Genomic DNA, 23,515 nt, shown 5'->3' with positions numbered 1-23,515 from the left:
AAAAATGACAGGACGGGGCGGCCTTCCTACTGGTTCAAATACCGCATAACCCCCATATGTATCGCCCACACCAGCTGATCCTGGTAATTCTCGTCTTTCAGCTTCCCATTCTCCTCCCAGTTGCTTAAAAACCCACACTCCACAATCACCACCGGCGCCTGGGTTTTCTTCAAAAGATAATAGGTATCATTGGCCTTCGCCTGTCTGTGATTCTCCGGATCTACAAAGCGGACAAGCTCTTCTTGTATCAGCTCCGCCAGCCCCTGACTCTCCTTGGAGGTTCCGTAATAAAAAACCTGCGCCCCGTGAATCGCCTCCTCATGGTAGCTGTTCTGGTGAATGCTCACCACACAGGCCGGCTGTTCCTCATTGATCAGCTCGCATCTGCGCTTCATGTCCTGGGCTTTTTTGTTGGAGGCATTCTCATCATACAGGCCCCGATCCTCCTCCCGGGTCATCACCACCTCTATGTCCTGCTGTTCCAGAAGGACTTTCAGCTTTCCTGCAATCTCCAGATTCAGATCCTTCTCCTGTGTCCCATCCACGCTGATTTTTCCCGGATCATTTCCTCCATGGCCGGCGTCCAGAATCACCAGCCGGGAATCCGATCTTTGTGCCTTCCCTCCCGCCTGCTCCCAGAAGCCCCCTCGGGCAAAATAGCAGGCGCTTGCCAAAACCAGGACTGCCATCCCCAAGCCGATGACATGGCTTCTCCTAACCATTCTTTCCTTTAATTTCCGCAACATTTCCATGAAAAAAACCGCCATATATTTCTTTGTAAAATATATGGCGGTTTCGTTTATTCCATGTCTCAATTCACATACCGCAGTATAATATCCCAGATATCCTGCCGTTCAAATCCAAGCTTCCAGGCCGCAATACCGGCCAGATTGTACTCCCGGATGAGGGCGGCCTTCAGTTCAATCGACTCCTCTTCTTCCAGCCAGATCTTATAAGTACTCCCCTCTTCCGTGAATTCTGCATAATATTGGCCGCATACGTCATTCCAGACCTTTTCTGCGTTATGCTCGGACAGCAGACGGTCTGCGCCGTCCATTCCGTAGGCTTTGCTCGTGACCTTATAAGGAACGAATTCTTCATTCTCCGATTCCTCTGCCAGCTCCTCTTCCGTCTTGGGGCGCTCCTCCCACAGTCTGGTATAAAAGGGAACCGCATTGATCACCTTTTCCGCCGGAACCTCCGACAGGGTATTCTCAATTCCCTTGCGCACCCAGTCGATGCTTGCCACGGATCCGGCCTCCGGGGAGGTGGCATAATGCTCATCGTAGCCCATGATAATCACATAGTCGGCCACGATTCCCTGCTCCTTCCGGTTGTAGAACAGGTTGTGATCCGCCGGCACATAATTGTCCACAGAAAGGACAATTCCATTGAGGCGGCACATAATCGACAGTTCTCGTATAAACTGTATATATGCCTTGGCGGATTCTGCGTTAATAAACTCAAAATCAATATTCAGGCCGTCCAGGTCAAACTCAATGGCCTTTGCAATCAAATTGTTCACAAGCCGCTGGCGTGACGAGGTTCTGGAAAGAATCTCATAATCCTTAATGGTATCCTTGTACTCGATATCATTTACCAGGGCCCACACCTCGATGCCGTTCTGATGGCAGTAATTCACGTAGGTCTGGCTTGCCAGAGACTGGATGTTCCCTTCATTGTCATTGAGGAAAAACCAGGTGGGTGAAATGGTCGTCAGCCCCTTGGTCTTGGCAATGGCTTCCAGAACCGAGTTATTGGCATCTGCATTTGTCACCTGATGCCATGCCATATTAATGGTGTAATCCTTCTGAATGCTGGGATACTCCGGATCTGCATAATTGGGCTCCTTTGTCTCCTGCCCCTTCTCTCCCAGATACTTATTGCGGATATAGCCGACGAACCCATTGCCGGTACGGACTCTGGTCCAGTCCTCCGGAAGCTCCGTCTCCGCCTCTGCATCGGGAGGCAGCACATACAGGATGTCTCCCTTTACTGCGTCCGTGAGAATGGGACTCTTGATATTCGGCTCAAATCGCACTCTGGCATCCTTTTTCACCGATACCGTATCAAAGGCGCCGAAGCTTCTCTGAATGTGCACCCGGTTTATCTCATCCGTCATAACCTCGAATTCCATGGCCGTGTACTTCTGAATGTATTTCAGCGCCACGTATGCCGTGTCTCCGTCCACCTTCACCGGCGCATAGCTCTCCGTATACTTTGCCTTGGCTACCGTATAATCATTGCTTCCCACACTCGCCGTAATGACCTCTGTAGGGGTCGTATAGAGAAGCAGATTCTCCTTCGCATCCCAGTAAAACCGCTGGTTCAGCTGTTCATAGAGAAAATCCGTGGTCACATAGGCTTCCCCGTCCAGGATCCGGGCCCGGAACTCTGTCAGATCATCCTCCAGAATAATGGCCGCTTCATCTCCCTGTTCCAGATTAAAATATGCACTCAAATCCATCCGTTCATCGGACGGACTGTATTTTTTCACCAGATAATTAATCAGCATCACGATCAAAATAACAACAATCAGAAACACTGCCGCCAGAACAGGCACTAGCTGCCTTCTGTCACCGCTTCTTCTGGCGCTGGATCTCCTTCTTTTTCTCCTATTTTTTGCTGCCATGAAAGAATCCTCCTATTCTTTTATCATAATAGCAGAATTTTTTCGACACGTCATCCCTAATTTTCGACATTTTATAAATTTTAAGAAAACTCTAAGTTTTGAAGCCGCCGTCCTGCGGATCCCTTTTCTGGTCTTGTGTCCGCATCAGAGGGGTCCGGTCCGCACACCTGTGATCCGCAGGGCCGCCGCTTTCTCCAAAAGGAGCTCGTGATAGATATTTTGGAGTGACCCCGCTGCTTTTTCATATCTTAAAGGTTACAATCGTGGAATGCTTCACCGAACTGGTGACAGAATGAAATGCCTGGCTTACACAGATCCTATGTAATATGAATGTGCTCCGCCTCCTTTCCGCAGGCGGTCCTCCCATGTATATTATATTCGGATTTTCTTTAAAAATGCACGTGCAGAAAAAAATTTAGAAATTTTTAATAAAAAAATTGGCATTTTTGGCATATTGACTTCTCTTTAAATATTGTATATACTTTCAAAAATGTATATAATAGTTGTAAGTAACGCGATTTCAAATTTGGATGTGGTGATTATGAGAATAGAAAAGTTGAATGACAACCAGATACGCTGCACGCTTACCCGTGACGATCTGGCTATGCGCCAGATCAAGCTCAGTGAGCTGGCCTACGGCACCGAGAAGGCCAAAGAGCTCTTTCGGGATATGATGCAGCAGGCTTCTGTTGATTTTGGATTTGAAGCAGATAACATCCCTTTGATGATTGAGGCCATTCCTCTTCCCAATGAGTGCATTGTCCTAATCATCACCAAGGTAGAGGATCCCGAGGAACTGGATACCCGTTTCTCCAAGTTTGCTCCCGGAAGCGACAGCCGTTTTGAAGACGTCTCAGATCTGGGCAGCGTGCTTCCTGAGGGAGCGGATAATGTCCTGGATATGTTCCGCAAGCTGATTGAACGCCATCTGAAAGAAGGCACACAGGAGGAGCAGGAAGAAAAAGCCCTGGCTCTGGCCCAGGAGCTGGATTTGGCCCGTCTGTACTTTTTCTCCAGCCTTGACACAGTCATTTCCGCCGCCCATGTGCTTCAGAACTGCTACAATGGCTGCAACAGCCTGTTTCGCTTAAGGAAGAACGGCGGCTACTGCCTGGTAGCCAGAAAGAGCAGCCATACGCCGGAAGAGTTTAACAAGGTTTCCAACATTCTCTCCGAGTACGGCACAGGCGAAAAGTATGCGTCCGCCAGCGAAGCCTACTTAGAAGAGCATGAGGAGCTGCTGATCCGGGATGAAGCTCTGCAGAGATTATCCCTTTTATAAAAGCTGCCGCAAAAAAATATAATAAAAATAGAGCCGGGATGCTCTCTTGGGAGAATTCACCCCGGCTCACTTTATCAGAAGCCTTTTTTGTTCCTATACGCTCTGCGAGCGGCAGGGCTGTCTTATTCTGCTTCCAGAAATGCATTCAGACGTGCCGTCAGCACATCCGGATCCATCCCGTGAACCATCGCAGCCTCCTCCAGTGATTCAAACTGGTGTGAGGGACAGCCTACGCAGTGCATCCCTTCTCTCATCAGAATTCCCGCCATATTCTCATCCACTTGAAGGATCTGACCCATCAGCATGTCCTTGGTTATCTTTGCCATTTGAAGCTTCCTCCTTTTATCTGTACTTTTTATTATCTGCATCATTGCAGAATTTATTATAATGTAATTCCTACTATTTTGCAAGGAATTTTATAAAGCTGCTTCTGTACAGCAGCACCACTCGGTAACTTTATTTATTATTTTATAATTTTTCCACTTGTATAATCCTGTACTTTATATTAAAATACACGTAAGGTCCCCAAAGGATCGGAACGAGAGAATATAAGGAGGAGCGGTATAATGGCATATGTAATCAATGACGACTGCGCAAACTGCGGTTCCTGCGCTGCTGTATGTCCTGCAGAGGCTATCAGCGAGGGTGACGGCAAGTATGTAATCGATGCTGATGCATGTCTGGATTGCGGAACCTGCGAGGCAGAATGTCCCACCGGCGCTATCAGTGCAGAATAATCCGGTTTTCAACACTATCCGTAAGAATCGGATCCAAAAAGGAAACAGCAGTGAGAAGCTCACCGCTGTTTCCTTTTTTTCCTTACCACGCAGAATACGGCCGCTGCCGCGGCAAAGAGGAACAGGACAGGCAGGATTATTTTTTTATAATCCCTCCCCGGAACCGCGAAGGCTGCCTCAGGCGCCTCCACTCCCTGCCGGACAACCGCCACGCGCTGCGTAACCTCGATCTGCCCCTGCACAAGCTCATACATATTCTTCCGATACTCCTCATCCTTCTCCCGCCATACCTTATAAGCCTCCAGAAGCTCCTCTTTTGTCACTCTGCCGGAACCGCAGTCTGTAAAATCCTGCACCTTTTTTCGGTAAGCAAGCTCTTCCACTCTTCTTCCCCGGTTCATCTGCTCTACGGCTCTGGCGAAGCGCTGGGAAGGATTCTCGCTGACATTGGCAATGTTAACGCCCTCGGCAAATTCAGCGCCGGTGTAGCTTCCAACCTGTTCCCCGTTTATATAAATATCATAAACCGCTTCCGCTTCCAGATCCTGCACCTGTATGATTTCCCGGTTCAGCTTATCAAGAATATGAAGGCTTTCATCCGCCTGGCGATATTCATGGGAGATCCCCATTGGCAGCCGATCCGCCCGGTAATCATAGTACAGATACCCCTCTTTACAGTGCAGATTCGACACCTTAGCATTCTCCGATTCTATCCGGCCCTCCAAAATCTTGACATAGGACACGTCCTCAAGGGCTCCCTGCTGCTCCAGAAAAAGGTAAGCCAGATATATCTGCCCGTTTGTATCCGGGTGCAGATAGTCCTCACATAAAAGGTTCCTTTCCGGATCCGCTCCGGAAAATGTTTCCGCCAATTCTGTCAGCGGTTCCTGGAATTCTATCAAGGGAAGCCCCTCTTCCTGCGCAAACCCTCTGGCCGCCTCGGACATTAACCGAAATCCTTCCCTTGTCCGCAGCAAGGCAGGATCCGACTCTGTTCCCGTCCCGGAATTTACCCGGCTGGGAACAGGAAGGGATGCGATATAAACACCCTCTTTTTCAATTCCGTCCTCCTCCAGCAGCTTCAGAAAAGCGCCGAGATTTTCTTCGAAGTCCTCTATATTCTCCTTCCGCTCCTCCTCGCTTCCATCATAAGCTCCTGTTTCTTCATAGAGATATTTTTTCAAATCATTAATTCCATATTCCAGAACAGCCTTTTGAAGCCCAGATGACGCTGGATCCTCCCGGTACAGCTCCAATCCGTCAGACAGCTGCGCTCCCCCTACTCCCAGATTCCGAAACTCCATCTCCTCTTTCGGCAGATGCGTCACATAATAATTATACAGCACATGGGTATAATTGATCTCCGAATACTCCGCATGCGTAATACTGTCACCAAAAAAGCCGACTACATTCCCCTTTTGAAAAGTCTCTCTGCGAATCCCCCCGGTCAGCATTCCCGCTGCCAGAAGGCATAAAAGAAAACGCCTCAATGCTTATGCACCCCTCATCTCTCTGACTCTTACTTTTTTCTGCTTTACCCTTTTATCTGCTCTATTATACTCAGCCGCCGCCTTTACTTCAAGCGTCAATTTTGATATAATTCCTATATTATTAAAAAAATTTACGGGAAAGGGCCGTCCTCTATGAAAAACCTCAAACCCATTGACTATATATTTACCGCATGTCTGTTCCTGATCGGCCTGACTTTTATCTGGAGGGCTTTTTACGGTGTCAATTACAATGATGAAATGTATTATGCCGACAGTCTCTACCGCCTCTTTCAAGGCGATGTTTATCTGGTTCACGACTGGCAGCTCCATCTGATGTCCTGTATTCCCGCCTATCCTTTTTATGCCCTCTTCCGGCTCATAACCGGTTCCAACGACGGCGTTATTCTGTTTTTGCGGATACTTTATGTGATATTCCAGCTGACCGTGGCTCTTGTATGCTTTCTGCGGCTTTATCATTTAAAATGGGGCGGCCTCCTTGTCAGCCTCCTCTATCTTTTATTTACGCCCTTCAACATTGCAGCTCTGTCCTACAATACCATGGGGCTCGGCTTTGCCATGCTGACCTTCGCAATCCTGTCGGGTCCTAAAAAGCACCCTGCCAGAGATTATGTTTTCTGCGGCATCTGCTTTGCCCTCTGCGTTTTATCCAATCCCTTTGCCATTATCCTCTACTTCCTGTACGCCGCCGTCTGTACCGGGCAGTTTATCCTGCATAAGCACAAAAACCCCCGAAGCACAGAAGCTTTCTCCCTTTTTTCTCTTCTGTGGATTACTGCAGGCGCTTTTTTCATATTTATTATCTTCTGCGTCATGCTGCTGAGGCGTGCCTCCCTGGGGGAACTGTCCCAGACATTTCTTTACAATTTCCGGATGCCCGGATATGAACAAAATCCGTCACAGTGGATGCATAAGCTTTCCTCTTATTTCCGAAGAGTTTATAAGACCATTCCCTATCTGGTATGGTCTGCCGGCGCTGCCTGTGTAATCTTACCCTTTGACAAAAGACGCTTCTCTCATGCCCTCTGGTATCTTCTTCCCTCCGCAGCGGCGGTTGTTTACTACCTCTGCTTCTATGGATTGCTGCAAAATCATGTTCCGACCAATTTTTGCGCTATGCCCCTGGCATTCCTGGGTTTTTTGTGCTTCTGGCTGCTTCCGGAAAAGGATTTCCAATATTTATTTCTCTGGTTTATACCCGGCGTGCTGTATTCTCTGTGCTCTCATTTTGCCTCTGACACGGGAATTCTTTGCATTACCTCTTCCTATATCCTCTGCAGCTCCATCGGCGCATTGTTCCTGTACCAGCTTTTCCAGGCATTTGTCAGAGAATCCGCCAAATCCATAACCGGAAAAGCCGCCTCTGTGTGTATTCTGGCGGCACTGGCCGTCCACATCACCGTCAGCGGCTGCTTAAGAATCACCTTCTTTTACAACGAAGAACCCCTGCCAAATCTCACCGCCCAGGTCCACACCGGGCCCGCCAAAGGACTTTTCACTTCCCCCGGCATGGCGGCATTCCACGAGGAACGGGTCAGCGGCCTAAAGTCCCTGCCCATTACCGAAAACGACACACTCCTCGTTATGGCCATGGAACCCTGGGCTTACCTTTGTACAGAAGCCTCCTGCGCCAGCTATACCTGCTGGGGAATGGCAGAAGAACCCATTTACAGACTCTATCTGAGCATGTTCCCGGAAAAGTATCCCACTGTAATCTACTGCACAGATCTGGAAAAAGCACTTGAGGAAGAGCCGCTGCTCATGCAGGAATTCCTAACCCAGGGATACGAAGTAATCACATTAGAATCCGCCGCTGCACTTCTAAAAAAGAAAATCTAAGCCAAAAGGAAGGACAGGCCTACACAGCCTGTCCCTTTTTCACCCCAAAAAAGCCCCACCTCTTCTTCTCTTCCTTCTTAAGGCCCGCCCGTTCCTTCCTGGCCTTCTGGGAGCTGCGGATGGCCTCATCCAGCCGCTTAAAGCGCTCGTCCTCACGCTCCTCCTTCATCCGCAGAAGATAATCCATCTCCTTGATCACATGCCCGCTCACCTGCGTGCTGATCTCCCTGCCCATACGCTCCGTATGGTCCTCCAGCGCCTCAGAAATAAGCCGGCTCATAATACACTGAAACTGCTGCATCTTCTCCTCCCGGGCGGCAGCCTGCCCCTCCTCCGCAGCCGGAAGCTTGTCCACACGAGCCAGCAGATGTGTAATCTCCGTCTCCCCCTGCTCCAGATCCGGAATCAGCATCTTAATCGCCTTCAGCTGCACCCCCTGCTCCTTCAGCTCCCGAATCCGCTGAAACAGCCTCACATTCTCTTCCGTATAATAGCGGTGCCCCATCTCATTACGGCCAATCGGAAGCTCCAGCTCCTCCTCCCAGTAGCGGAGCACATGAGCCTCCACATCCACCAGCCTAGCCGCGTCAGAAATCATATACCGCACTTCGCCCATACCTATCCCTCCGATTTTATGTAAATTTTTTCCATATTCTACATTATAACACCCTTCCCCAAAAATGCAAGAAAAATTTACAAAAACTGTAAATCTGAAGATCTCAAAAAACCTTAAAAGGGCAATGTACGCACAGAGCAGACAGACTGTACGCGAACCGTCCGAACACAGGATATGGAAAAGGCTGCTGTCTTATTTTGTGAAAGCTTCAACACCTTTCGTTCTGCCATCCTCCTCACATAACCGGCCTGGGATTATAATTCTTAAAAGCAGTATACTCCGGCATCCACAAAAGATTAATCGTCCCAATAGGCCCATTCCTCTGCTTCGCCACAATCACCTCCGCCAGATTCTTCATCTCCGAATCCTTATTATAGTAATTATCCCGATACAAAAACATCACCATATCCGCATCCTGCTCAATAGCCCCCGAATCTCTGAGATCCGAAAGAATCGGCCTGTGATCCGGCCTCTGCTCCACTGCGCGGCTCAGCTGGGACAAAGCCACAACCGGCACATTCAGCTCCCTTGCCAGGCTCTTAAGCCCCCGGGAAATATCAGATATCTCCTGCTGCCTTGATTCCGAAGAACGGCCCCCTCCTGTCATCAGCTGCAGGTAATCAATCATCACCATCCCAAGCCCATGCTCCAGCTTGTACTTCCTGCACTTGCTCCGCAGCTCAGCCAGCGTAATTCCCGGTGTGTCGTCAATAATCAAATTGGAGCGCGCCACACCTTCTGCGCCCTCCACCAGACGTTCCCAGTCATTATCCGTCAGATTCCCGTTCCGCAGCTTCTGGGCATCCACACCGGATTCCATAGACAAGAGACGGTTCACCAGCTGCTCCTTGGACATCTCCAGGCTGAAAATCGCAACCGTCACATCATTGCGGAAAGCCATATACTGCGCAATATTCAGCACAAAAGCCGTCTTTCCCATAGAAGGACGGGCGGCAATCAGAATCAGATCCGAGGGCTGGAAGCCCGAAGTCTGATAATCCAGATCCTTAAAGCCCGTGGCAACTCCCGTTACATTTCCTTTCGTCCGGGAGGCCGTCTCAATCTTCTGAATGGCATTCAGCACCACCTGCTTAATCGGCACAAACTCTCCGGCATTCCGTCTCTGAACCAGATCGAACACCTTCTTCTCTGTCTGCTCCAGAACCTCATCCAGAGACTCCACGCCTCCGTAGCAAAGATTGTTAATCTCCTCATTGACCCGGATAAGCTTCCGAAGGACAGACTTCTCCGCCACAATGCCGGCATACTTTTTGATATTGGCAGACACAAAATCAGAGTCCAGAATATTGCGCATGAACTCCATGCTGCTGATCTCTTCCGGAACCTCCTTGGCCCGGAGACGGTTCTGCAGCGTCACCAGATCCACCGGCTCATTCTGATTAAACAGCTCCACCATGGCCTCAAAGACAACGCCGTACTGCCTCTGGTAAAAATCCTCCCCTATAATCATCTCAGAGGCAGCCAGAATCGCTTCCCGATCCATGATCATGGAACCGATCACCGCCTGCTCCGCCTCCTGGCTGTGGGGCATCGTTCGTTTGATAATTGCTTCTTCCATCTTATGCTTCTCTTACATTCACCTTGAGCTGCGCCGTCACCTTGGGATGCAGTTTAATGGGAATCATCTGCGTTCCTACTGTCTTAATGGGGCTGGGAAGCTGCATCTTCTTCTTGTCCAGCTCCACGCCAAGCTGATCCAGGGCTGCCTGGGCTATCTCCTTGGAGGAAACGGAGCCGAATATCTTGCCGCCCTCCCCTGCCTTGATGCTCACATTGACCTCCATTTTGGAGATCCTCTCGCCAAATGCCACAGCCTCTTCGTAAATTTCCTTGGCCACCTTTTCCTCATTGGCCTTCTTAAGCTTCAGATCATTGAGATTCTTAGGTGTAGCCTCCAGGCCCAGCTTCTTCGCCAGAATAAAATTCCGGGCATAGCCGTCATTTACATCCACCAGCTGTCCTTTCTTTCCCAGGGACTTTACATCCTCTATTAAAATTACTTTCATTCGAATTCTCCTTCCTCCTGCATTTTTTCAATGGTATGTTTTACAATTTCCATAGCTTCTTCCACGCCGCAGTCCAGCTGGGCTCCCGCCATGTTCATATGGCCGCCGCCTCCCAGACGCTCCGTAAGAATCTGCACATTTACCTCATCAATGGAGCGGGCGCTCACATAAGTCCGGTGCTGGTAATAGGTCAGCACAATGGAGGCCCTTACCCCTACTATGTTCAGCAGCTCGTCTGCCGCCTGGGCTCCCACAATGGTGGGGCTCTCAATATTCTCATTGGGACAGATGGAGATGGCAAAGCCATGGTAAACCTCTGCATGGCGCACCGCCTCTGCCCTGGCCTTGTATTCCACCATTTCATTGCGGAACATCTTCCGCACACGGGTTACGTCCGCACCGCAGCGTCTTAAGAAGGCCGCAGCTTCAAAGGTGCGCACCCCGGTTCTGCGCATAAAGTTATCCGTATCCAGGACGATTCCCGCATAGAGACAATCCGCCTCTGTCGTCTTAATCTTCAGCCCTTCGTCAAAGTACTGCAGGATCTCCGCCACCATCTCGCAGGCAGAGGATGCATAGGGCTCGATGTAAGAAAGAACTGCATTTTCAATCTGCTCGTTGGTCTGCCGGTGATGATCCAGCACCACAATGGTCGGCGTCCGGCCAAGCAGCTCGCTGCACTCTGTATAATTGGGCCTGTTGGTGTCCACCACCACCAGAACCGTATTCCGGTCAATCAGGTTCAGGGCCTCTTCTCCCCGAAGGAACATATCTGTTTCATAAACCGGATTGTCATGAAAGCTCTCTCTTAAGGGACGGACGGAATTGGTGATATCGTTGATCACAATATAAGCCCGCTTCCCCAGCACCTTGGCCGCCCGGTAGATACCGATAGATGCGCCGAAGGAATCCATATCCCCCATCTTGTGCCCCATAACCATGACCTTATCCCGGCTCTCAATAAATTCCCGCAGTGCATGGGCCTTCACACGGGCCTTTACCCGGGTTGCCTTCTCCACCTGCTGCGTCTTGCCGCCAAAGTAGGTGATGCTCTCCCCTTCTTTGATGACTACCTGGTCGCCGCCCCTGGCCAGGGCCAGATCAATGGCAATCCGGGCGTAATCATAATTTTCCGCAAAGGTTGCGCCGCTTAAGCCAAGACCCATGCTCAGTGTCACGGCCATCTCATTGCCGATGTTCACGGTCTTTACATCCTGAAGCAGCTCATACTTGTTCTCTCTCATAACAGGCAGATGCTTTTCCTGGATTGCGATGAAGTACTTATCCTTCTCCATCTTCTTCACAATTCCGCCAAAGGCTCCGATGTACTTGTTGATCTTCCGATCCACCAGGGCCACCAGAAGGGAACGGCGCACCTCCTCCACCGTATCCAGAGCCTCCTCATAGTTATCCAGATAAAGCAGTCCGGCTACCAGGCGCTCTTCTTTGTTCATGCGGATGTACATATTGATCTCTGTCTCGTCAAACATATAGAGGGCAACCAGATACCCGTCGTCCTCGTCTATATCCACCAGGGCATTGTCCTCCATCATGTGCTCCATATACACACGGCGGATGTCCACCCGGAAATCCCTCTCCTCTGTAGAAAAACGGACAGTCTTTTTGTCCTCTCCCTCCTCGGTAAGGAGCTCTTCCTTTGAAAACTCCGGAAAAAACCAATTTATCGGCTTGCGCAGCCCCTTCTTTGATCTTCCGCTCACCTCAAAAAAGGCAGTATTCCCCCACAAAACCCTTCCCTGGGCATCCAGAAGGGCATAGGGAAGAGCCAGCTCCTTCAAAAGCTTTTTCTGAATCTGGCCGTACTGGGTGGCAAAGGAAATCAGTTCATTGTATATCTGTGTCCTGCTGCGCAGATACAGCAGAATCACAATCAGCAGATACACTGCCAGAAACGCTGACACCAGAATTCCTGCCTTTATGGACATGGAATACATACAGGCATTCATGGCAAGCAGCAGAACACTCAATAATAAGAGCCACTGTGTATAACCTTTTAACTGGCCTTTCAGATGAACCTTCTTTTTCATTCTTTTATCTCCATGATCAAACGCTTGCATCCGCAGATTATTGACAGCTCCGCAGACTTCTTTGCCTATTGTATCACACATTTTTCATATTTGCCATAGAATTTCCCCTTATACATGGAAAATGAGGGCATCTCCAGGTTTTTCGGCCTGCGGATGCCCTCATTCTCCATAAGAAAGATGTATTTTCTGTCTGTCTTTTATACTGCTTTCTCCCTTTTCGCCTTCAGCACCGAAAGGAGAACAAATACCGCTGCTATCACTACAATGCCGATCCAGACATTCTTCATGGCCAGCATCAGCATCATGGCATCGATGCAGTCATGGCCTGTTCCCTCTGCGCCCACTGCGGCAAAGCGGTCAAAAATGCGGTATGTAAGGCCGGAGAGGAAAATCAGTTCAAATCCATACACAAAGCCTGCGATCATAGCGCCCCGGCGTCCGCCCCTTGCATTTCCGAATACGCCGGCTACGCCTCCGGTAAAGAATGCGCCGATAATCGACACCAGGGGAACAACGCCCAGAACCAGGGAGCTCACAAGCATGGCTGCCAGCATCCCAGCCACGGCGAAAATAAATCCAAGCATCAGCGAGTTTGGCGCATAGGTAAAAAGCACCGGAACATCCAGGGCCGGAACCGCATGGGGAACCAGCTTATCCGCAATCCCCTTGAAGGCCGGAACCAGCTCGCCAAGAAGCATACGCACGCCCTGGAGCAGCACCAGGATTCCTGCCGTAAATCCAAGTCCCTTCAGCAGTCCGTAAATAATGTAATTGGTAGTGCCTGCATAAGCCGCCACTTCCTCCGGACCGGCTGCGATGACAACAATAAGATAGAACACTACCATTACAATCGAGATCGACATAGCCGTATCTTTGAAAAAGGACAGCTTCTTGGGAAGATGCAGATCTTCCGCATCCTTTTCCTTATTTCCAAGGAAACCGCCGATGTATCCTGCAGAGACGGTACCCAGGGTAGTCAGATGGCCGATGGCAAAATCATCCGTTCCTGTTACGCTGCGCACCATAGGCTGTGAGACAGCCGGAATCAGCGTTAAAAATGCTCCCTGGAGAAGCACGCCGACAATCATAATCATTCCGCTTTCCAGTCCTGCGGTATACAGGCTGTAGGCTACTGCAATGGAGCTTATCCACATCATATGTCCCGTAAGGAAAATGTATTTCAGCGGCGTAAATCTTGCCAAAAGAATATTTACCAGGAAACCGCCGCCCATAATCACGGCCGATGCGGAGGCAATCGCCGGAACGGCTTCCGACATAGCTCCTACAATCACTTCAGAGCCGGTGGCAAAGCCGTCCAGCCCGAATACGCTCTGAAACAGTCCCACAAAGGGCAGAATCTCTGTGACAATCAGACTGGAGCCCGCCGAGAGAACCAGATAGCCCAATGCCGTCTTTACGGTTCCGCTCAGCACAAAGGAAAACCCCCTTTTCTGCACAATAAGACCAATCAATGACACAAATGCCAGTACAACTGCCGGCGTCTGTAACAATTCCAAAAAAAATCCCAAAAATTTCATATGCCTTCTCCTATTCCAGTTCCGTAATATCCTCCACAATACACGGGTCTGAAATCAATTTCCAGCCACAGAAAACATGTGTCTGCAAATCGATTTGTGCATTGTGAAGGATATTACTGTTTTCCAGTTCCGTAATATCCTTACAGTACTTACCCCTTCATCTTCTCCAGGTATGCCTGGAGCTTCTCCTTCGCTTCGTTTCCGTTTACCACGTTCTTTAAATAAACTACATTGTCCCGATCTGCAAAGCGCTCTGCAAAGTCCTCGCTGGTCACAATCAAATCCACATTTTTGCTCCCCACCGTACCTGCGTCCCAGTGCTCAATCTCTGCTTCAACCCCCAATTCACGAAGCGCTTTGTCTATCGTCATTTTCATAATCAGGCTGGACCCCATTCCCATCCCACATACACATACAATCTGCATTTTTTACCCCTTTCTATTGTTCCTCCGCCCTACAGACAGGATATCTGCTTCGAATAGTTCTTTATGTACTCTGCATTGATGGCATCGCCCTTGTCAAGATTTGAACTTACATATACCGGCGGACAATATCCCCGCTTCATGCAGTTTTCAACAGTCTGGGCTATAATAGATTCCATAACCGTCATTCCCAGAACCGTGGACGTACCGCAGAACTTTGCCTCCATCCCCTCTATGCTCAGCGCAGCGTCTCCGGCAACACATTTAATATCAATCACTGTATCCGCCACATCCTTTAAGTTCTTTCCGCTTGAATGACGCGAGGTCGTCGCATCCGCAAAACTTTCAGACACCAGCGCCACCACCTTCATGCCGATCTCCTTTGCGGCAAGCGCCATGTCAACCACTCCTGCATTGCGCCCCGATATGGATACGATAATCATGGTATCTCTCGGATCTGCATCCTCCAGCTCCAGATATCCCTTTGCAAACCCCTCAATCCGCTCCTGCATGGTGCTCAGCTTTGCCTTGGGAAATAAGGCCAGATGAGGAATCAGCAATGCATTGACGGGAACCAGACCGCCGGCCCGGTAAAATACCTCCATGGCAAACATCTGGGAATGTCCGCATCCAAAAACATGGATGAGGCGGTTTTCCATCACAGAGTCTGCACAGTATTGCGCCGCCTGGCTGATCTGTTCTCCCTCCTCCTTAAACTCCTGCTCCAATTGATCGGTAATGACCTGGTAATATTCCTGATACTTCAATCCTTCTCCACTCCTTCTGCGATTATTCAGTATTTCCTTCCTTTTTGCATCTTTCAAAATTCCTGCCCTGCAGAAAATTCCTGTCCTCTGCTCCCTCTCTCCCCCTTTCCGGATGCCCTTTCTGATCCCATTGTAACCCAATTACGGCCAATGGCAAGTGGTATCGGCCTTTTTAGCCCAATCCGCAATTGGTATCATTATAGGTAGCATACCACTTGTGCAAATGGACTAACTAAAACGAATAGCCGTATACTTTTTTATGTAAAACATATAAGTTTTCATCTATTTTTCCTGGGAAATGCCATACCTAAGAGCTCCTTCTTGACGGAAGCATCAGCTGTGAGTATACTGAAACTATAGAAACCAAACTTCTGTTTACCGAAAGGAAAATACATGAATACCGTTCCTCTTTATCGTGAAATCTACCAGGATCTCCTTGAAAAAATCATGTCCGGATATTATCTGGAAAAAACCTATCTCCCCTCCGAGCGAACCCTCTGTGAAATGTATCACGTAAGCCGGGCCACCATTCGGCGCGCCCTGGATGATCTGCGCAAAGACAAGTATATCGAGAAAAAACAGGGCAGCGGCAACTTTGTCAAGCCCCAGATGTATGAGCAGCCCCTTTCCCAGTTTCACTCCTTCGCGGGCGCCCTCCGTGCCCAGCATATTGAAATTACGAATCAGATCCTGAGCTATGATCTCATTGAGGGCGATAAATATCTGTCGGAAGCGCTCACCGAAAACGAAGGCTTTAGCCGCTGGCATAAGCTTGTGCGCCTCCGCCTTGCCAACGGTTATCCTCTGATGATTGAGACGGCCTATCTTCCCCGGGAGCGTTTCTTCCGCCTGGATCTGGATTACCTAAAGTCCAACTCCCTGTATGCCTATCTGGAGCTCTACTATTCCATGACTATCCACGATACCAACGAGCTTCTCTCCCCCATCATGCCTACCGTACAGGAAGCAAAGTTCCTTCAGATCTCTCCCCAGGAGCCCTGTATGCTTCTGGAACGCTTCTGTTATGAAAATGAACGGCTGATCGCCATACACAAAACAACGGTCCGCGGGGATAAGTACAAGTTCCGCGCCTTCTATTACGCCAATTAAAAATCCTGTAGGTTTTCTCTGCACATGGCTGTGCACAAAAAAACTGCCTTGCAGACAGAATTCTCTGTCCGCAAAGCAGTCCCTGTTATCGCTTTGGATTAATCCATTACATAAGGCATCAGGCTGATGTGACGCGCTCTCTTGATCGCAACCGTAAGAGCTCTCTGATGCTTTGCACAGTTTCCTGTGATTCTTCTGGGGAGGATCTTTCCTCTCTCAGACACGTATCTCTTTAATTTATTCACATCTTTGTAATTGATCTCGTTATTCTCTTTTCCGCAGAATACGCAGACTTTTTTTCTTCTGCGTCCCATGCCTCTTCTTCTCATGGGAGCGTCGCCTTTATCGGATTTTGTGTAAGCCATGGCTGTTACCTCCTTATATAATCTCTCTTTTCATTCCACGATTGTTAGTTGAAGGGCAGCTCCTCGTCAATGCCGTCCGGGATGTTCATAAAACCGTCTCCTGCCGCTGCGGAGGGTTCCGGCATACTCTGGCGGAAGGAATTCTGCTGCTGGAAGCCGCCTGCATGCTCGCCTGCCGCTGCCTTGCTCTCTGCAAACTCCTGCTCCTCTACCACTACGTCTGTGGTGTACACCTTCTGTCCGTCGCGGTTGGTATAGCTTCCTGTCTGGATCCGTCCGGTAACGGCAATCTTAGTACCCTGGCGCAGGTACTTCTCTGCAAATTCCGCCTGTCTTCCAAAGGAAACGCAGCCGATAAAGTCTGCACTCTGATCTCCGTCTCTTTTAAATCTTCGATCTACGGCCAGTGTATATCTTGCTACCGCCGTGGCATTCTCACCCTGTGAGTAGCGCACGTCCGGATCCCGGGTCAAACGTCCCATTAAAATCACTTTATTCATACTAACAATCCTCTACTTTCCGGTTAAAACCTTGGTCTATGCGTCTTTGCGAACACACAGATAGCGGACAACATTCTCCATGATGCGAACATGTCTCTCCACTTCAGCCGGGCAGGTTGTATCTGCTTCAAACTGAATAAAGTAGTAGTATGCTTCTCTCATGTGCTGAATCTCGTAAGCAAGTCTCTTCTTGCCCCAATCCTCAACCTCGGTCACAGTTCCGCCGTAACGGGCAATGTACTCTTTTGCCTTCTCTACAGTGGCTGTTCTTACGTCATCTTCTACCTTTGCATTCACAACCAATGCTAATTCATACTTGTTCATGCTTTACCTCCTTTTGGTCTCTGGCTTCCTCTCTATGGAGGAAACAAGGAAATGAATAATCTATCACGAAATCAAACTATAACACATTTTTCCTGGAAATTCAAGTGCTTTTCCTAAAAACACATAACAAATCCACGGGTAAAAAGAAGGAGCTGCAGCAGCTCCAAAGGGTTTGCGGCCATACTTCCTATTCCGGCGTCCGAAGGCCTCTGGTATTTTTTTCTACCAGCTTTCTGGCTATCATGATCTGACGGCTGCAGCCCATGCATTTTAAGCGGAAGTCTGCTCCTATGCGTAAGATCTCCCACTCGCAGCTTCCGCAGGGATGCTGCTTTTTCAGCTTTACGATGTCTCCTACTTTATATTCCACTTAACACCTCTCCTATATTGGCCTGTATCAACAGATCCGCATGACTGTCTCTGGGCGTGGCCGCCCGGTTGATCACGACCAGATGCTTTCCTGTAAAATAGTCGATCAGTCCGGCTGCCGGATAGACTGCCAGAGATGTTCCGCCGATTATCAGAAGATCTGCATGGGCAATGGCCTCTACTGCCCCTGGATAGTACGGTTGTCAAGCCCTTCCTCATAGAGGACTACATCCGGCTTTATCAGGCCGCCGCACTCACAGCGGGGTACACCCTCCGCCTCCAGCATATATGCGGCATCGTAGAATCTGCCGCACTTCTGGCAGTAATTGCGGTGAACGGATCCGTGGAGCTCATATACGTTCCTGCTTCCGGCCAGCTGGTGAAGGCCGTCGATATTCTGGGTCACTACTGCGGTCAGCTTTCCCTGCTCCTCAAGCCGGGCCAGCTTTTTGTGGGCGGCATTGGGCTTTGCGTCCAGGCAGAGCATCTTCTTCTTATAAAAACGGTAGAATTCTTCCGTGCTGCTTACAAAAAAGCTGTGGCTTAGAATCGTCTCCGGAGGATACTTCCATTCCTGGTGATACAATCCGTCTGTACTGCGGAAATCCGGGATGCCGCTCTCCGTGGAGACTCCGGCTCCTCCGAAAAATACAATCCGGCTGCTTTCCTCCACGTATTCCTTCAAACGCCCCATTCGTTCCTCTGTTGTCATGCCGTCCCTTCTTTCTAATAAATTCTCTTTGCATGTACTACAAAACGATTCTCACTTCTCTTGGTACAGGTAGAGAGGGTGATTACTCTGTCATTTTTGGATACGTCAATTCCTGTATCATAGGCCGAACTGTTCTTAAGGGTCTGTACAAACTGCTCATACCGCGCGTCCGGCTTTGACGCAAAGCCTATGGTATAGGTATTGCTGTTTGCCGGCGTCTCATAGCAGGAAAAGATCTCATAGGCATGGGTTCCGTCCTCCAGATCTATGTAAACCATCGGATGATCTACCAGGTAGGACGCATTGCGGTACTCTTTAAGGCCGCCGAACATGGAACCGTTCTTCATATTATGTCCATAGATTATGGTGTGCCGTTCGGAAAAATCCGGTTTATTTAATGTCTCTATGAAAATGCTGCCCGCACTGTTTTTATTTCCGCTGAACGTGTGCTTTAAGTAATATTGATCATCCTCCCCATGCATCAGGGGATAGCTGATCTCGGTGTCCGGAATCTCGATCCAGCCGATCACGTCCTCATTCAGCGCTTTCAGCTCCTCAAAGGCGATACGCTGTTCCCGTACCTCTTCCTCCTCTTCCTCCCCGGAAGCTTCTTCCCCGTATGCATCCTCCGGAAGCTCCTTCTCTACATACTTTTTCAATTCATCGTACTCATCGGTCCCTTCCTTATATTCCAGGAAAATACCGGCCAGCTGGCTTCCACAGTAAATCACCATGCCAAGGCACAGAACCAGCGCTGCAATCAGAACCACAGGTACACGTCTTTTCTTCTTTCGTCTCATCTTCCATCACCTCTAATTCATTCTATCAAACTAACTGCTAAAAAACCAGATCCAAATGCTGAAAACTCAGGATTTCCAGGCATCATGGTTACTGTTCACTCCGCGGCCAGTAACACGCTTCGCAAAGCAGCGGCGTGTAAACTCAAAGGAACACTTCCAGCGGCTCTTTCGCAAGATCGGCCTCTTCCGAGGAAACTGCCAGACTAAATACGGCATCCTTTAACTGGTAAAGCATATAATAATAAATCTTATCATTTTGCTTTTGACAGACTCTGCCGGTTCCTTTCTGGAGTTCCTCCATATAAAAAGCGTCCAGGGGAATTCCAAGCCCTGTTCCCTCTGCTTTCATAAAGCTTTCCTTCAATACCCATAAATCGTGAAACAGTCTTTCTTGTTCTGTTTCTTCGGTATTCATATAAAGCCTTTGTTCCTCCGGATGGAATTTTTTTATCACAAGCTCCCGCTTCCTCCGGCTCTTTCGGCATTCTATATCAATGCCCACCGGCTTTTCCCCTATGGCACAGGCTGCATATCTTCCACTGTGGGAAAGATTCATATAAATCCCGGGATATTCCGGAAGAAACGGCTTTCCCTTTTCGTCCTTCTGAAGCAGAATGGGGCTGCTGATAGACGGGTATTCTCTTTGAAGGGCTGTCTCAAAAAGCCTATGGGCCCATTCTGACTGTGCTTTTGGCTTGATCTCTTTCTCTGGTATTTCCGCCCAGTATACACGTACCATATTCCTACCGCTTTTTCTGACTGTCCAGCAGTTCCACCAGAGCCTCCTCGCTGTCCGAGATCCAGACGTCCTCTTCCTCCTCGTTAAGCCCCAGATATTCTCTCAGCGTACACGGCTCATCGCTATTGCCCCATGCTTCTACATAAGCATCAATCTCTTCAAAAGGGATCTCACCTGCCAGATACTTTTCTTTAAATTTCATAAATGCCTCCCCAGCTTTTACTTTCTTCTCTACTATAGACTATTTATAAGGCTTTCGCAAGCTGTTGTCCTCCTTTTTTTGCCCTGGAGACTTCGAAAAACGCAACAGTTCAGACGGGCTGCTGCAAAAAACAGCAGCCATGGCTTATAAGGGCCGGGACTGCTGTTTTTTATTCTATATTCCTACTCTATTTACTTTATATCAATATCCAGAGGCTTATCAAGCTCCTCTGACACATATTTCCCATCCTTCTTCCTCTGACGTACACATTCGGAGAGAAGATATTCAATCTGCCCGTTCACCGAGCGGAAATCGTCTTCTGCCCAGGCAGCAATTTCACCGTACAGCTTTGCAGAAAGGCGAAGGGGAATCTGTTTTTTCTGTGTATCCGCCATAATTAATACAGGCTTCCGGAATTCACAACCGGCTGTGCGTCATGGTTTCCGCACAGGACTACCAGGAGATTGGATACCATTGCCGCCTTTCGTTCCTCATCCAGCTCCACCGTATGCTTCTCATTTAAACGCTCCAGGGCCATCTCTACCATGCCTACTGCTCCGTCCACAATCATCTTACGGGCATCTATAATGGCGGAAGCCTGCTGTCTCTGCAGCATAACGGCCGCAATCTCCGGCGCATAGGCCAGATAAGTAATCCGTGCTTCCAGAATCTCAAGTCCGGAGTCTGCCACCTTCTGCTGTATCTCATTGCGGATGCGTGAGGCTACAACCTCACTGGAGCCCCTCAAGCTTCCTTCATCGGCAAAGCCGTCGCCGGTCGTGTCCACATTGGGCGCTACATCGTAAGGATAGATCCGTACAATATCCCTAAGGGCAGCATCGCACTGGAGGGAAAGGTATTCTTTGTAATTGTCTACATTGAACACAGCCTTTGCCGTATCTACCACGCGCCACATAACGGCAATCCCAATCTCCACCGGATTGCCCAAGCAGTCGTTGATCTTCTGGCGGCTGTTGTTCAAAGTCATAATCTTAAGGGAGATCTTTTTGCTTAAGGCGTCGCCGCTGATTGATGCCTGGCCGTAGGAAAACATCATAGGCTTTCCGCTGCCTCCGTCCACGTCTCCGCTCTGGTTCAGCCTTGTCTTGGCAGCCGGATTCACACTGCTGCAGAAAGGATTCACATAGTAGAAGCCTTCTTTCTTCAGAGTCCCTACATAGTTTCCGAACAGGGTAAGAACCAGGGCTTCCTGAGGCTTCAAAACCTTAAGTCCCATAAAGGGGATCCAGCCTATGCCCATCCAGATAGAGCCTGCCACTGTCAGCAGCACCCCAGGCGCTCCCGCCCCTTCGTCCAGCAGATTCACTCCCAAAACAAACACTCCGATTCCTGCAGCATACAGCAGAATAATCAGAAACAACATGGCAAAGCCGTTTTTCTTATGATTCAATATTTTTTCCTGCATAAAACCGTCCTCCGTTCTTATTGATATCAAAATCATATCATATAGATATTCTTTTGTCAATAGATATCACTTTTTAAATACATTTATAATGGAGGAAACTTCCTTTTTCTTTTTTTGACTGCAAATAGCAACGTGTTAATCCATTTGCTGCGGGATACCTTCTGGGTGCTGTGAAAGGATCAGCAGCACATGGAGGACAAATTTATTCTCCTGTATCTCTATACTCATGGCGCCGCCATATTTTTCAGCCGCCTTCTTTACATTCGACAGGCCTGTCCCTTTTTTGAACGCGCCTTTCCCATGGAAGCTGTTTTCTATTTCCATCATAAGGAAATCTCCCTGAATACGCCCGGCCACCCGGATATACCCATTCGGGCATCCAGCCTCTGATGCGCTTTGCTCCAGCGGGCTCTTCGAGTCCGTCAAGGTATATTCTTCCATACCGGCATCTGGCTTTTTTACTGCCTGAATCGCATTGTCCAGTGCATTTGACAGGATAATACAGATATCAATGTCCTTAAGGCTGCAGGGATATGGCAGAAGGAGGGAACAGTCCACATCGATCCCCATGCTTTTGGCTATCCCCAGCTTGTTTCCCACCAAAATATCCACTACCGGATTATTGGTGCTGCAGGGGAATGACATTTTTTCCGCCATATCATCCATATCTTCCAGATAGCTTACCGCTTCCTCCAGTTTCCCGCTCTGCAGAAGATTTTTCACCACTGTGATGTGGTTCCTGATGTCATGCCGGAATGACTTTGTTTCATCGTAACGGGTTTTCGCTTCCTCCACATACCGGTTCAGAGAATGTTCTTCCTGTTCCAGCAGTGAAATTTCGGTGCTGAGGCGGAAATTCTGCTGCAGTTTCTTATATGAGAACAAGATACAAAACAGGCTTAAAAGTCCCAGAAGATTCATAGCAAGCAGCTGCCAATGACTGAACAAATAATTGAAAGATTCGTCCTTTTCTAAGACTAGATATTGGAAATCAAATGCAATCATGTTCGTGTACTGGCTCATAATAAATATTGACAGAATCGGGATGAAAATCAGAAACATTTGCTGCATTTCCGATGCGGTATAGTCGGAAAAATAGCGATACACCATATAATAACAAAACCCAGTCAGCAAAAGAGATGCGGCCTCACTGATCAACATGGCCGCAATGCCCGCCGTATGATAGTAAAAATCCGGCATCCATGTATATAAAAGACCTATCAGAGATTTCACAATCCCATAGCAGAGCAGCATAATTTCAGTTATCAAGGCTGCATACAGAAGGGAAGACTTAAAATCCGCACGGCAGACTAGGAGCCCACATACCGCAAGAAGAAATACCATCACCACGAAGCCGGTCACCGTGCCAACGGAAAGAAAGCGAGCGACAATCACCGCACATACTCCAAACAAAAAATAGAATGGGTACAAAAGTTTCTTTTTCAGGATTTTTGCCAGGAAATAAAACTGAAAGATCCCCTCAATGAGGCCTATGATATATATATTAAAAAAATCTAAATACTCGACCATGTTACCTGTCCCCACATATAAA

25 protein-coding genes and 1 pseudogene are annotated in these 23,515 nt (G+C 48.8%); 4 read left to right on the top strand and 22 right to left on the bottom strand.

What is annotated here, in order from left to right; all coding sequences use genetic code 11:
- Positions 1-26: 26 nt before the first annotated feature.
- Positions 27-752: an N-acetylmuramoyl-L-alanine amidase gene (locus VV089_RS20375; RefSeq protein ID WP_334337183.1), complete on the bottom strand. Its 726-nt coding sequence runs from the start codon at positions 750-752 to the stop codon at positions 27-29.
- Positions 753-811: 59 nt separating this feature from the next.
- Positions 812-2,632, bottom strand: coding sequence for a glycosyl hydrolase family 18 protein (locus VV089_RS20370; RefSeq protein ID WP_334337182.1), 1,821 nt, complete (start codon positions 2,630-2,632; stop codon positions 812-814).
- A 541-nt stretch (positions 2,633-3,173) separates the two neighbouring features.
- Here VV089_RS20370 and VV089_RS20365 point away from each other — a divergent pair.
- Complete coding sequence (locus VV089_RS20365) at positions 3,174-3,914, top strand: adaptor protein MecA (protein ID WP_334337181.1); 741 nt, start codon at positions 3,174-3,176, stop codon at positions 3,912-3,914.
- Between the two features lie 122 nt (positions 3,915-4,036).
- On the opposite strand, the gene VV089_RS20360 is transcribed toward VV089_RS20365, so the two are convergent.
- Positions 4,037-4,240, bottom strand: coding sequence for a DUF1858 domain-containing protein (locus VV089_RS20360; RefSeq protein WP_172543116.1), 204 nt, complete (start codon positions 4,238-4,240; stop codon positions 4,037-4,039).
- A gap of 240 nt (positions 4,241-4,480) precedes the next feature.
- Between VV089_RS20360 and VV089_RS20355 the strand changes: the two genes are divergently transcribed.
- The gene (locus tag VV089_RS20355) at positions 4,481-4,651 is read left to right on the top strand and encodes a DUF362 domain-containing protein (protein WP_172543115.1); all 171 of its coding nucleotides are present in this window, start codon (positions 4,481-4,483) and stop codon (positions 4,649-4,651) included.
- 59 nt (positions 4,652-4,710) lie between these two features.
- On the opposite strand, the gene VV089_RS20350 is transcribed toward VV089_RS20355, so the two are convergent.
- Positions 4,711-6,141 (bottom strand): SGNH/GDSL hydrolase family protein, encoded by a 1,431-nt coding sequence (locus tag VV089_RS20350; RefSeq protein WP_334337180.1) that lies wholly within the window; start codon positions 6,139-6,141, stop codon positions 4,711-4,713.
- Positions 6,142-6,294: 153 nt separating this feature from the next.
- Between VV089_RS20350 and VV089_RS20345 the strand changes: the two genes are divergently transcribed.
- A complete protein-coding gene (locus VV089_RS20345; RefSeq protein WP_334337179.1) occupies positions 6,295-7,998 on the top strand; it encodes a hypothetical protein in 1,704 nt (567 codons plus the stop codon).
- Positions 7,999-8,017: 19 nt separating this feature from the next.
- Here VV089_RS20345 and VV089_RS20340 read toward each other — a convergent pair whose 3' ends face one another.
- From VV089_RS20340 to VV089_RS20310, 7 genes are all read right to left on the bottom strand, one after another.
- Complete coding sequence (locus VV089_RS20340; protein ID WP_172542832.1) at positions 8,018-8,614, bottom strand: MerR family transcriptional regulator; 597 nt, start codon at positions 8,612-8,614, stop codon at positions 8,018-8,020.
- Between the two features lie 235 nt (positions 8,615-8,849).
- Positions 8,850-10,193: a replicative DNA helicase gene (gene dnaB, locus VV089_RS20335; RefSeq protein ID WP_172542831.1), complete on the bottom strand. Its 1,344-nt coding sequence runs from the start codon at positions 10,191-10,193 to the stop codon at positions 8,850-8,852.
- A 1-nt stretch (position 10,194) separates the two neighbouring features.
- Positions 10,195-10,641, bottom strand: a complete 447-nt coding sequence (rplI, locus tag VV089_RS20330; protein ID WP_172542830.1) for a 50S ribosomal protein L9 — start codon at positions 10,639-10,641, stop codon at positions 10,195-10,197.
- The gene (locus VV089_RS20325; RefSeq protein ID WP_172542829.1) at positions 10,638-12,689 is read right to left on the bottom strand and encodes a DHH family phosphoesterase; all 2,052 of its coding nucleotides are present in this window, start codon (positions 12,687-12,689) and stop codon (positions 10,638-10,640) included. Before VV089_RS20325 ends, rplI begins: the two co-directional genes overlap by 4 nt.
- Before the next feature lie 197 nt (positions 12,690-12,886).
- Positions 12,887-14,227 (bottom strand): PTS ascorbate transporter subunit IIC, encoded by a 1,341-nt coding sequence (locus VV089_RS20320; protein ID WP_334337178.1) that lies wholly within the window; start codon positions 14,225-14,227, stop codon positions 12,887-12,889.
- A gap of 149 nt (positions 14,228-14,376) precedes the next feature.
- Entirely contained in the window at positions 14,377-14,652 is a 276-nt protein-coding gene (locus VV089_RS20315; protein WP_172542827.1) for a PTS sugar transporter subunit IIB, read from the bottom strand.
- 29 nt (positions 14,653-14,681) lie between these two features.
- Entirely contained in the window at positions 14,682-15,416 is a 735-nt protein-coding gene (locus VV089_RS20310) for a sugar isomerase domain-containing protein (protein ID WP_172542826.1), read from the bottom strand.
- Positions 15,417-15,809: 393 nt separating this feature from the next.
- On the opposite strand from VV089_RS20310, the gene VV089_RS20305 reads away from it, so the two are divergent.
- On the top strand, positions 15,810-16,526 hold the full coding sequence (locus VV089_RS20305) for a GntR family transcriptional regulator (RefSeq protein WP_334337177.1): 717 nt from the start codon (positions 15,810-15,812) through the stop codon (positions 16,524-16,526).
- A 98-nt stretch (positions 16,527-16,624) separates the two neighbouring features.
- Here the strand turns inward: VV089_RS20305 and rpsR are convergent, their stop codons facing one another.
- The 11 genes and pseudogenes from rpsR to VV089_RS20250 all read right to left on the bottom strand — a co-directional run bounded on the left by rpsR (position 16,625) and on the right by VV089_RS20250 (position 23,493).
- Positions 16,625-16,891 (bottom strand): 30S ribosomal protein S18, encoded by a 267-nt coding sequence (rpsR, locus tag VV089_RS20300; RefSeq protein WP_160564896.1) that lies wholly within the window; start codon positions 16,889-16,891, stop codon positions 16,625-16,627.
- Between the two features lie 44 nt (positions 16,892-16,935).
- Positions 16,936-17,391 (bottom strand): single-stranded DNA-binding protein, encoded by a 456-nt coding sequence (locus VV089_RS20295; RefSeq protein ID WP_172542824.1) that lies wholly within the window; start codon positions 17,389-17,391, stop codon positions 16,936-16,938.
- Between the two features lie 36 nt (positions 17,392-17,427).
- A complete protein-coding gene (rpsF, locus tag VV089_RS20290; RefSeq protein ID WP_172542823.1) occupies positions 17,428-17,715 on the bottom strand; it encodes a 30S ribosomal protein S6 in 288 nt (95 codons plus the stop codon).
- A gap of 187 nt (positions 17,716-17,902) precedes the next feature.
- Entirely contained in the window at positions 17,903-18,085 is a 183-nt protein-coding gene (locus VV089_RS20285; RefSeq protein ID WP_172542822.1) for a DUF951 domain-containing protein, read from the bottom strand.
- A pseudogene (locus VV089_RS20280) lies at positions 18,075-18,778 on the bottom strand (NAD-dependent protein deacylase). Before VV089_RS20280 ends, VV089_RS20285 begins: the two are co-directional and overlap by 11 nt.
- Before the next feature lie 32 nt (positions 18,779-18,810).
- On the bottom strand, positions 18,811-19,596 hold the full coding sequence (gene srtB, locus VV089_RS20275) for a class B sortase (RefSeq protein WP_172542820.1): 786 nt from the start codon (positions 19,594-19,596) through the stop codon (positions 18,811-18,813).
- Between the two features lie 142 nt (positions 19,597-19,738).
- Positions 19,739-20,335: a 4'-phosphopantetheinyl transferase family protein gene (locus VV089_RS20270; protein WP_172542819.1), complete on the bottom strand. Its 597-nt coding sequence runs from the start codon at positions 20,333-20,335 to the stop codon at positions 19,739-19,741.
- A gap of 4 nt (positions 20,336-20,339) precedes the next feature.
- Entirely contained in the window at positions 20,340-20,537 is a 198-nt protein-coding gene (locus tag VV089_RS20265) for a hypothetical protein (RefSeq protein WP_172542818.1), read from the bottom strand.
- Positions 20,538-20,728: 191 nt separating this feature from the next.
- Complete coding sequence (locus VV089_RS20260; RefSeq protein WP_334337176.1) at positions 20,729-20,932, bottom strand: PTS ascorbate transporter subunit IIC; 204 nt, start codon at positions 20,930-20,932, stop codon at positions 20,729-20,731.
- Positions 20,933-20,934: 2 nt separating this feature from the next.
- On the bottom strand, positions 20,935-21,963 hold the full coding sequence (locus VV089_RS20255) for an SPFH domain-containing protein (protein ID WP_334337175.1): 1,029 nt from the start codon (positions 21,961-21,963) through the stop codon (positions 20,935-20,937).
- 135 nt (positions 21,964-22,098) lie between these two features.
- Positions 22,099-23,493 (bottom strand): sensor histidine kinase, encoded by a 1,395-nt coding sequence (locus tag VV089_RS20250; protein ID WP_334337174.1) that lies wholly within the window; start codon positions 23,491-23,493, stop codon positions 22,099-22,101.
- Positions 23,494-23,515: the final 22 nt, after the last annotated feature.

Source organism: Candidatus Merdisoma sp. JLR.KK011 (assembly GCF_036941125.1).
Taxonomy (GTDB): Bacteria; Bacillota; Clostridia; order Lachnospirales; family Lachnospiraceae; genus Laedolimicola.
This window is presented reverse-complemented; position numbering and strand designations above follow the sequence as displayed.

Bases quoted from the DNA above. Each gene is read 5' to 3' on its own strand.
- VV089_RS20375 (WP_334337183.1), bottom strand. From the start codon at position 752: ATGGAAATGTTGCGGAAATTAAAGGAAAGAATGGTTAGGAGAAGCCAT.
- VV089_RS20370 (WP_334337182.1), bottom strand. From the start codon at position 2,632: ATGGCAGCAAAAAATAGGAGAAAAAGAAGGAGATCCAGCGCCAGAAGA.
- VV089_RS20365 (WP_334337181.1), top strand. From the start codon at position 3,174: ATGAGAATAGAAAAGTTGAATGACAACCAGATACGCTGCACGCTTACC.
- VV089_RS20360 (WP_172543116.1), bottom strand. From the start codon at position 4,240: ATGGCAAAGATAACCAAGGACATGCTGATGGGTCAGATCCTTCAAGTG.
- VV089_RS20355 (WP_172543115.1), top strand. From the start codon at position 4,481: ATGGCATATGTAATCAATGACGACTGCGCAAACTGCGGTTCCTGCGCT.
- VV089_RS20345 (WP_334337179.1), top strand. From the start codon at position 6,295: ATGAAAAACCTCAAACCCATTGACTATATATTTACCGCATGTCTGTTC.
- VV089_RS20340 (WP_172542832.1), bottom strand. From the start codon at position 8,614: ATGGGCGAAGTGCGGTATATGATTTCTGACGCGGCTAGGCTGGTGGAT.
- dnaB (WP_172542831.1), bottom strand. From the start codon at position 10,193: ATGGAAGAAGCAATTATCAAACGAACGATGCCCCACAGCCAGGAGGCG.
- rplI (WP_172542830.1), bottom strand. From the start codon at position 10,641: ATGAAAGTAATTTTAATAGAGGATGTAAAGTCCCTGGGAAAGAAAGGA.
- VV089_RS20325 (WP_172542829.1), bottom strand. From the start codon at position 12,689: ATGAAAAAGAAGGTTCATCTGAAAGGCCAGTTAAAAGGTTATACACAG.
- VV089_RS20320 (WP_334337178.1), bottom strand. From the start codon at position 14,227: ATGAAATTTTTGGGATTTTTTTTGGAATTGTTACAGACGCCGGCAGTT.
- VV089_RS20315 (WP_172542827.1), bottom strand. From the start codon at position 14,652: ATGCAGATTGTATGTGTATGTGGGATGGGAATGGGGTCCAGCCTGATT.
- VV089_RS20305 (WP_334337177.1), top strand. From the start codon at position 15,810: ATGAATACCGTTCCTCTTTATCGTGAAATCTACCAGGATCTCCTTGAA.
- rpsR (WP_160564896.1), bottom strand. From the start codon at position 16,891: ATGGCTTACACAAAATCCGATAAAGGCGACGCTCCCATGAGAAGAAGA.
- VV089_RS20295 (WP_172542824.1), bottom strand. From the start codon at position 17,391: ATGAATAAAGTGATTTTAATGGGACGTTTGACCCGGGATCCGGACGTG.
- rpsF (WP_172542823.1), bottom strand. From the start codon at position 17,715: ATGAACAAGTATGAATTAGCATTGGTTGTGAATGCAAAGGTAGAAGAT.
- srtB (WP_172542820.1), bottom strand. From the start codon at position 19,596: ATGAGACGAAAGAAGAAAAGACGTGTACCTGTGGTTCTGATTGCAGCG.
- VV089_RS20270 (WP_172542819.1), bottom strand. From the start codon at position 20,335: ATGGTACGTGTATACTGGGCGGAAATACCAGAGAAAGAGATCAAGCCA.
- VV089_RS20265 (WP_172542818.1), bottom strand. From the start codon at position 20,537: ATGAAATTTAAAGAAAAGTATCTGGCAGGTGAGATCCCTTTTGAAGAG.
- VV089_RS20260 (WP_334337176.1), bottom strand. From the start codon at position 20,932: ATGGCGGATACACAGAAAAAACAGATTCCCCTTCGCCTTTCTGCAAAG.
- VV089_RS20255 (WP_334337175.1), bottom strand. From the start codon at position 21,963: ATGCAGGAAAAAATATTGAATCATAAGAAAAACGGCTTTGCCATGTTG.
- VV089_RS20250 (WP_334337174.1), bottom strand. From the start codon at position 23,493: ATGGTCGAGTATTTAGATTTTTTTAATATATATATCATAGGCCTCATT.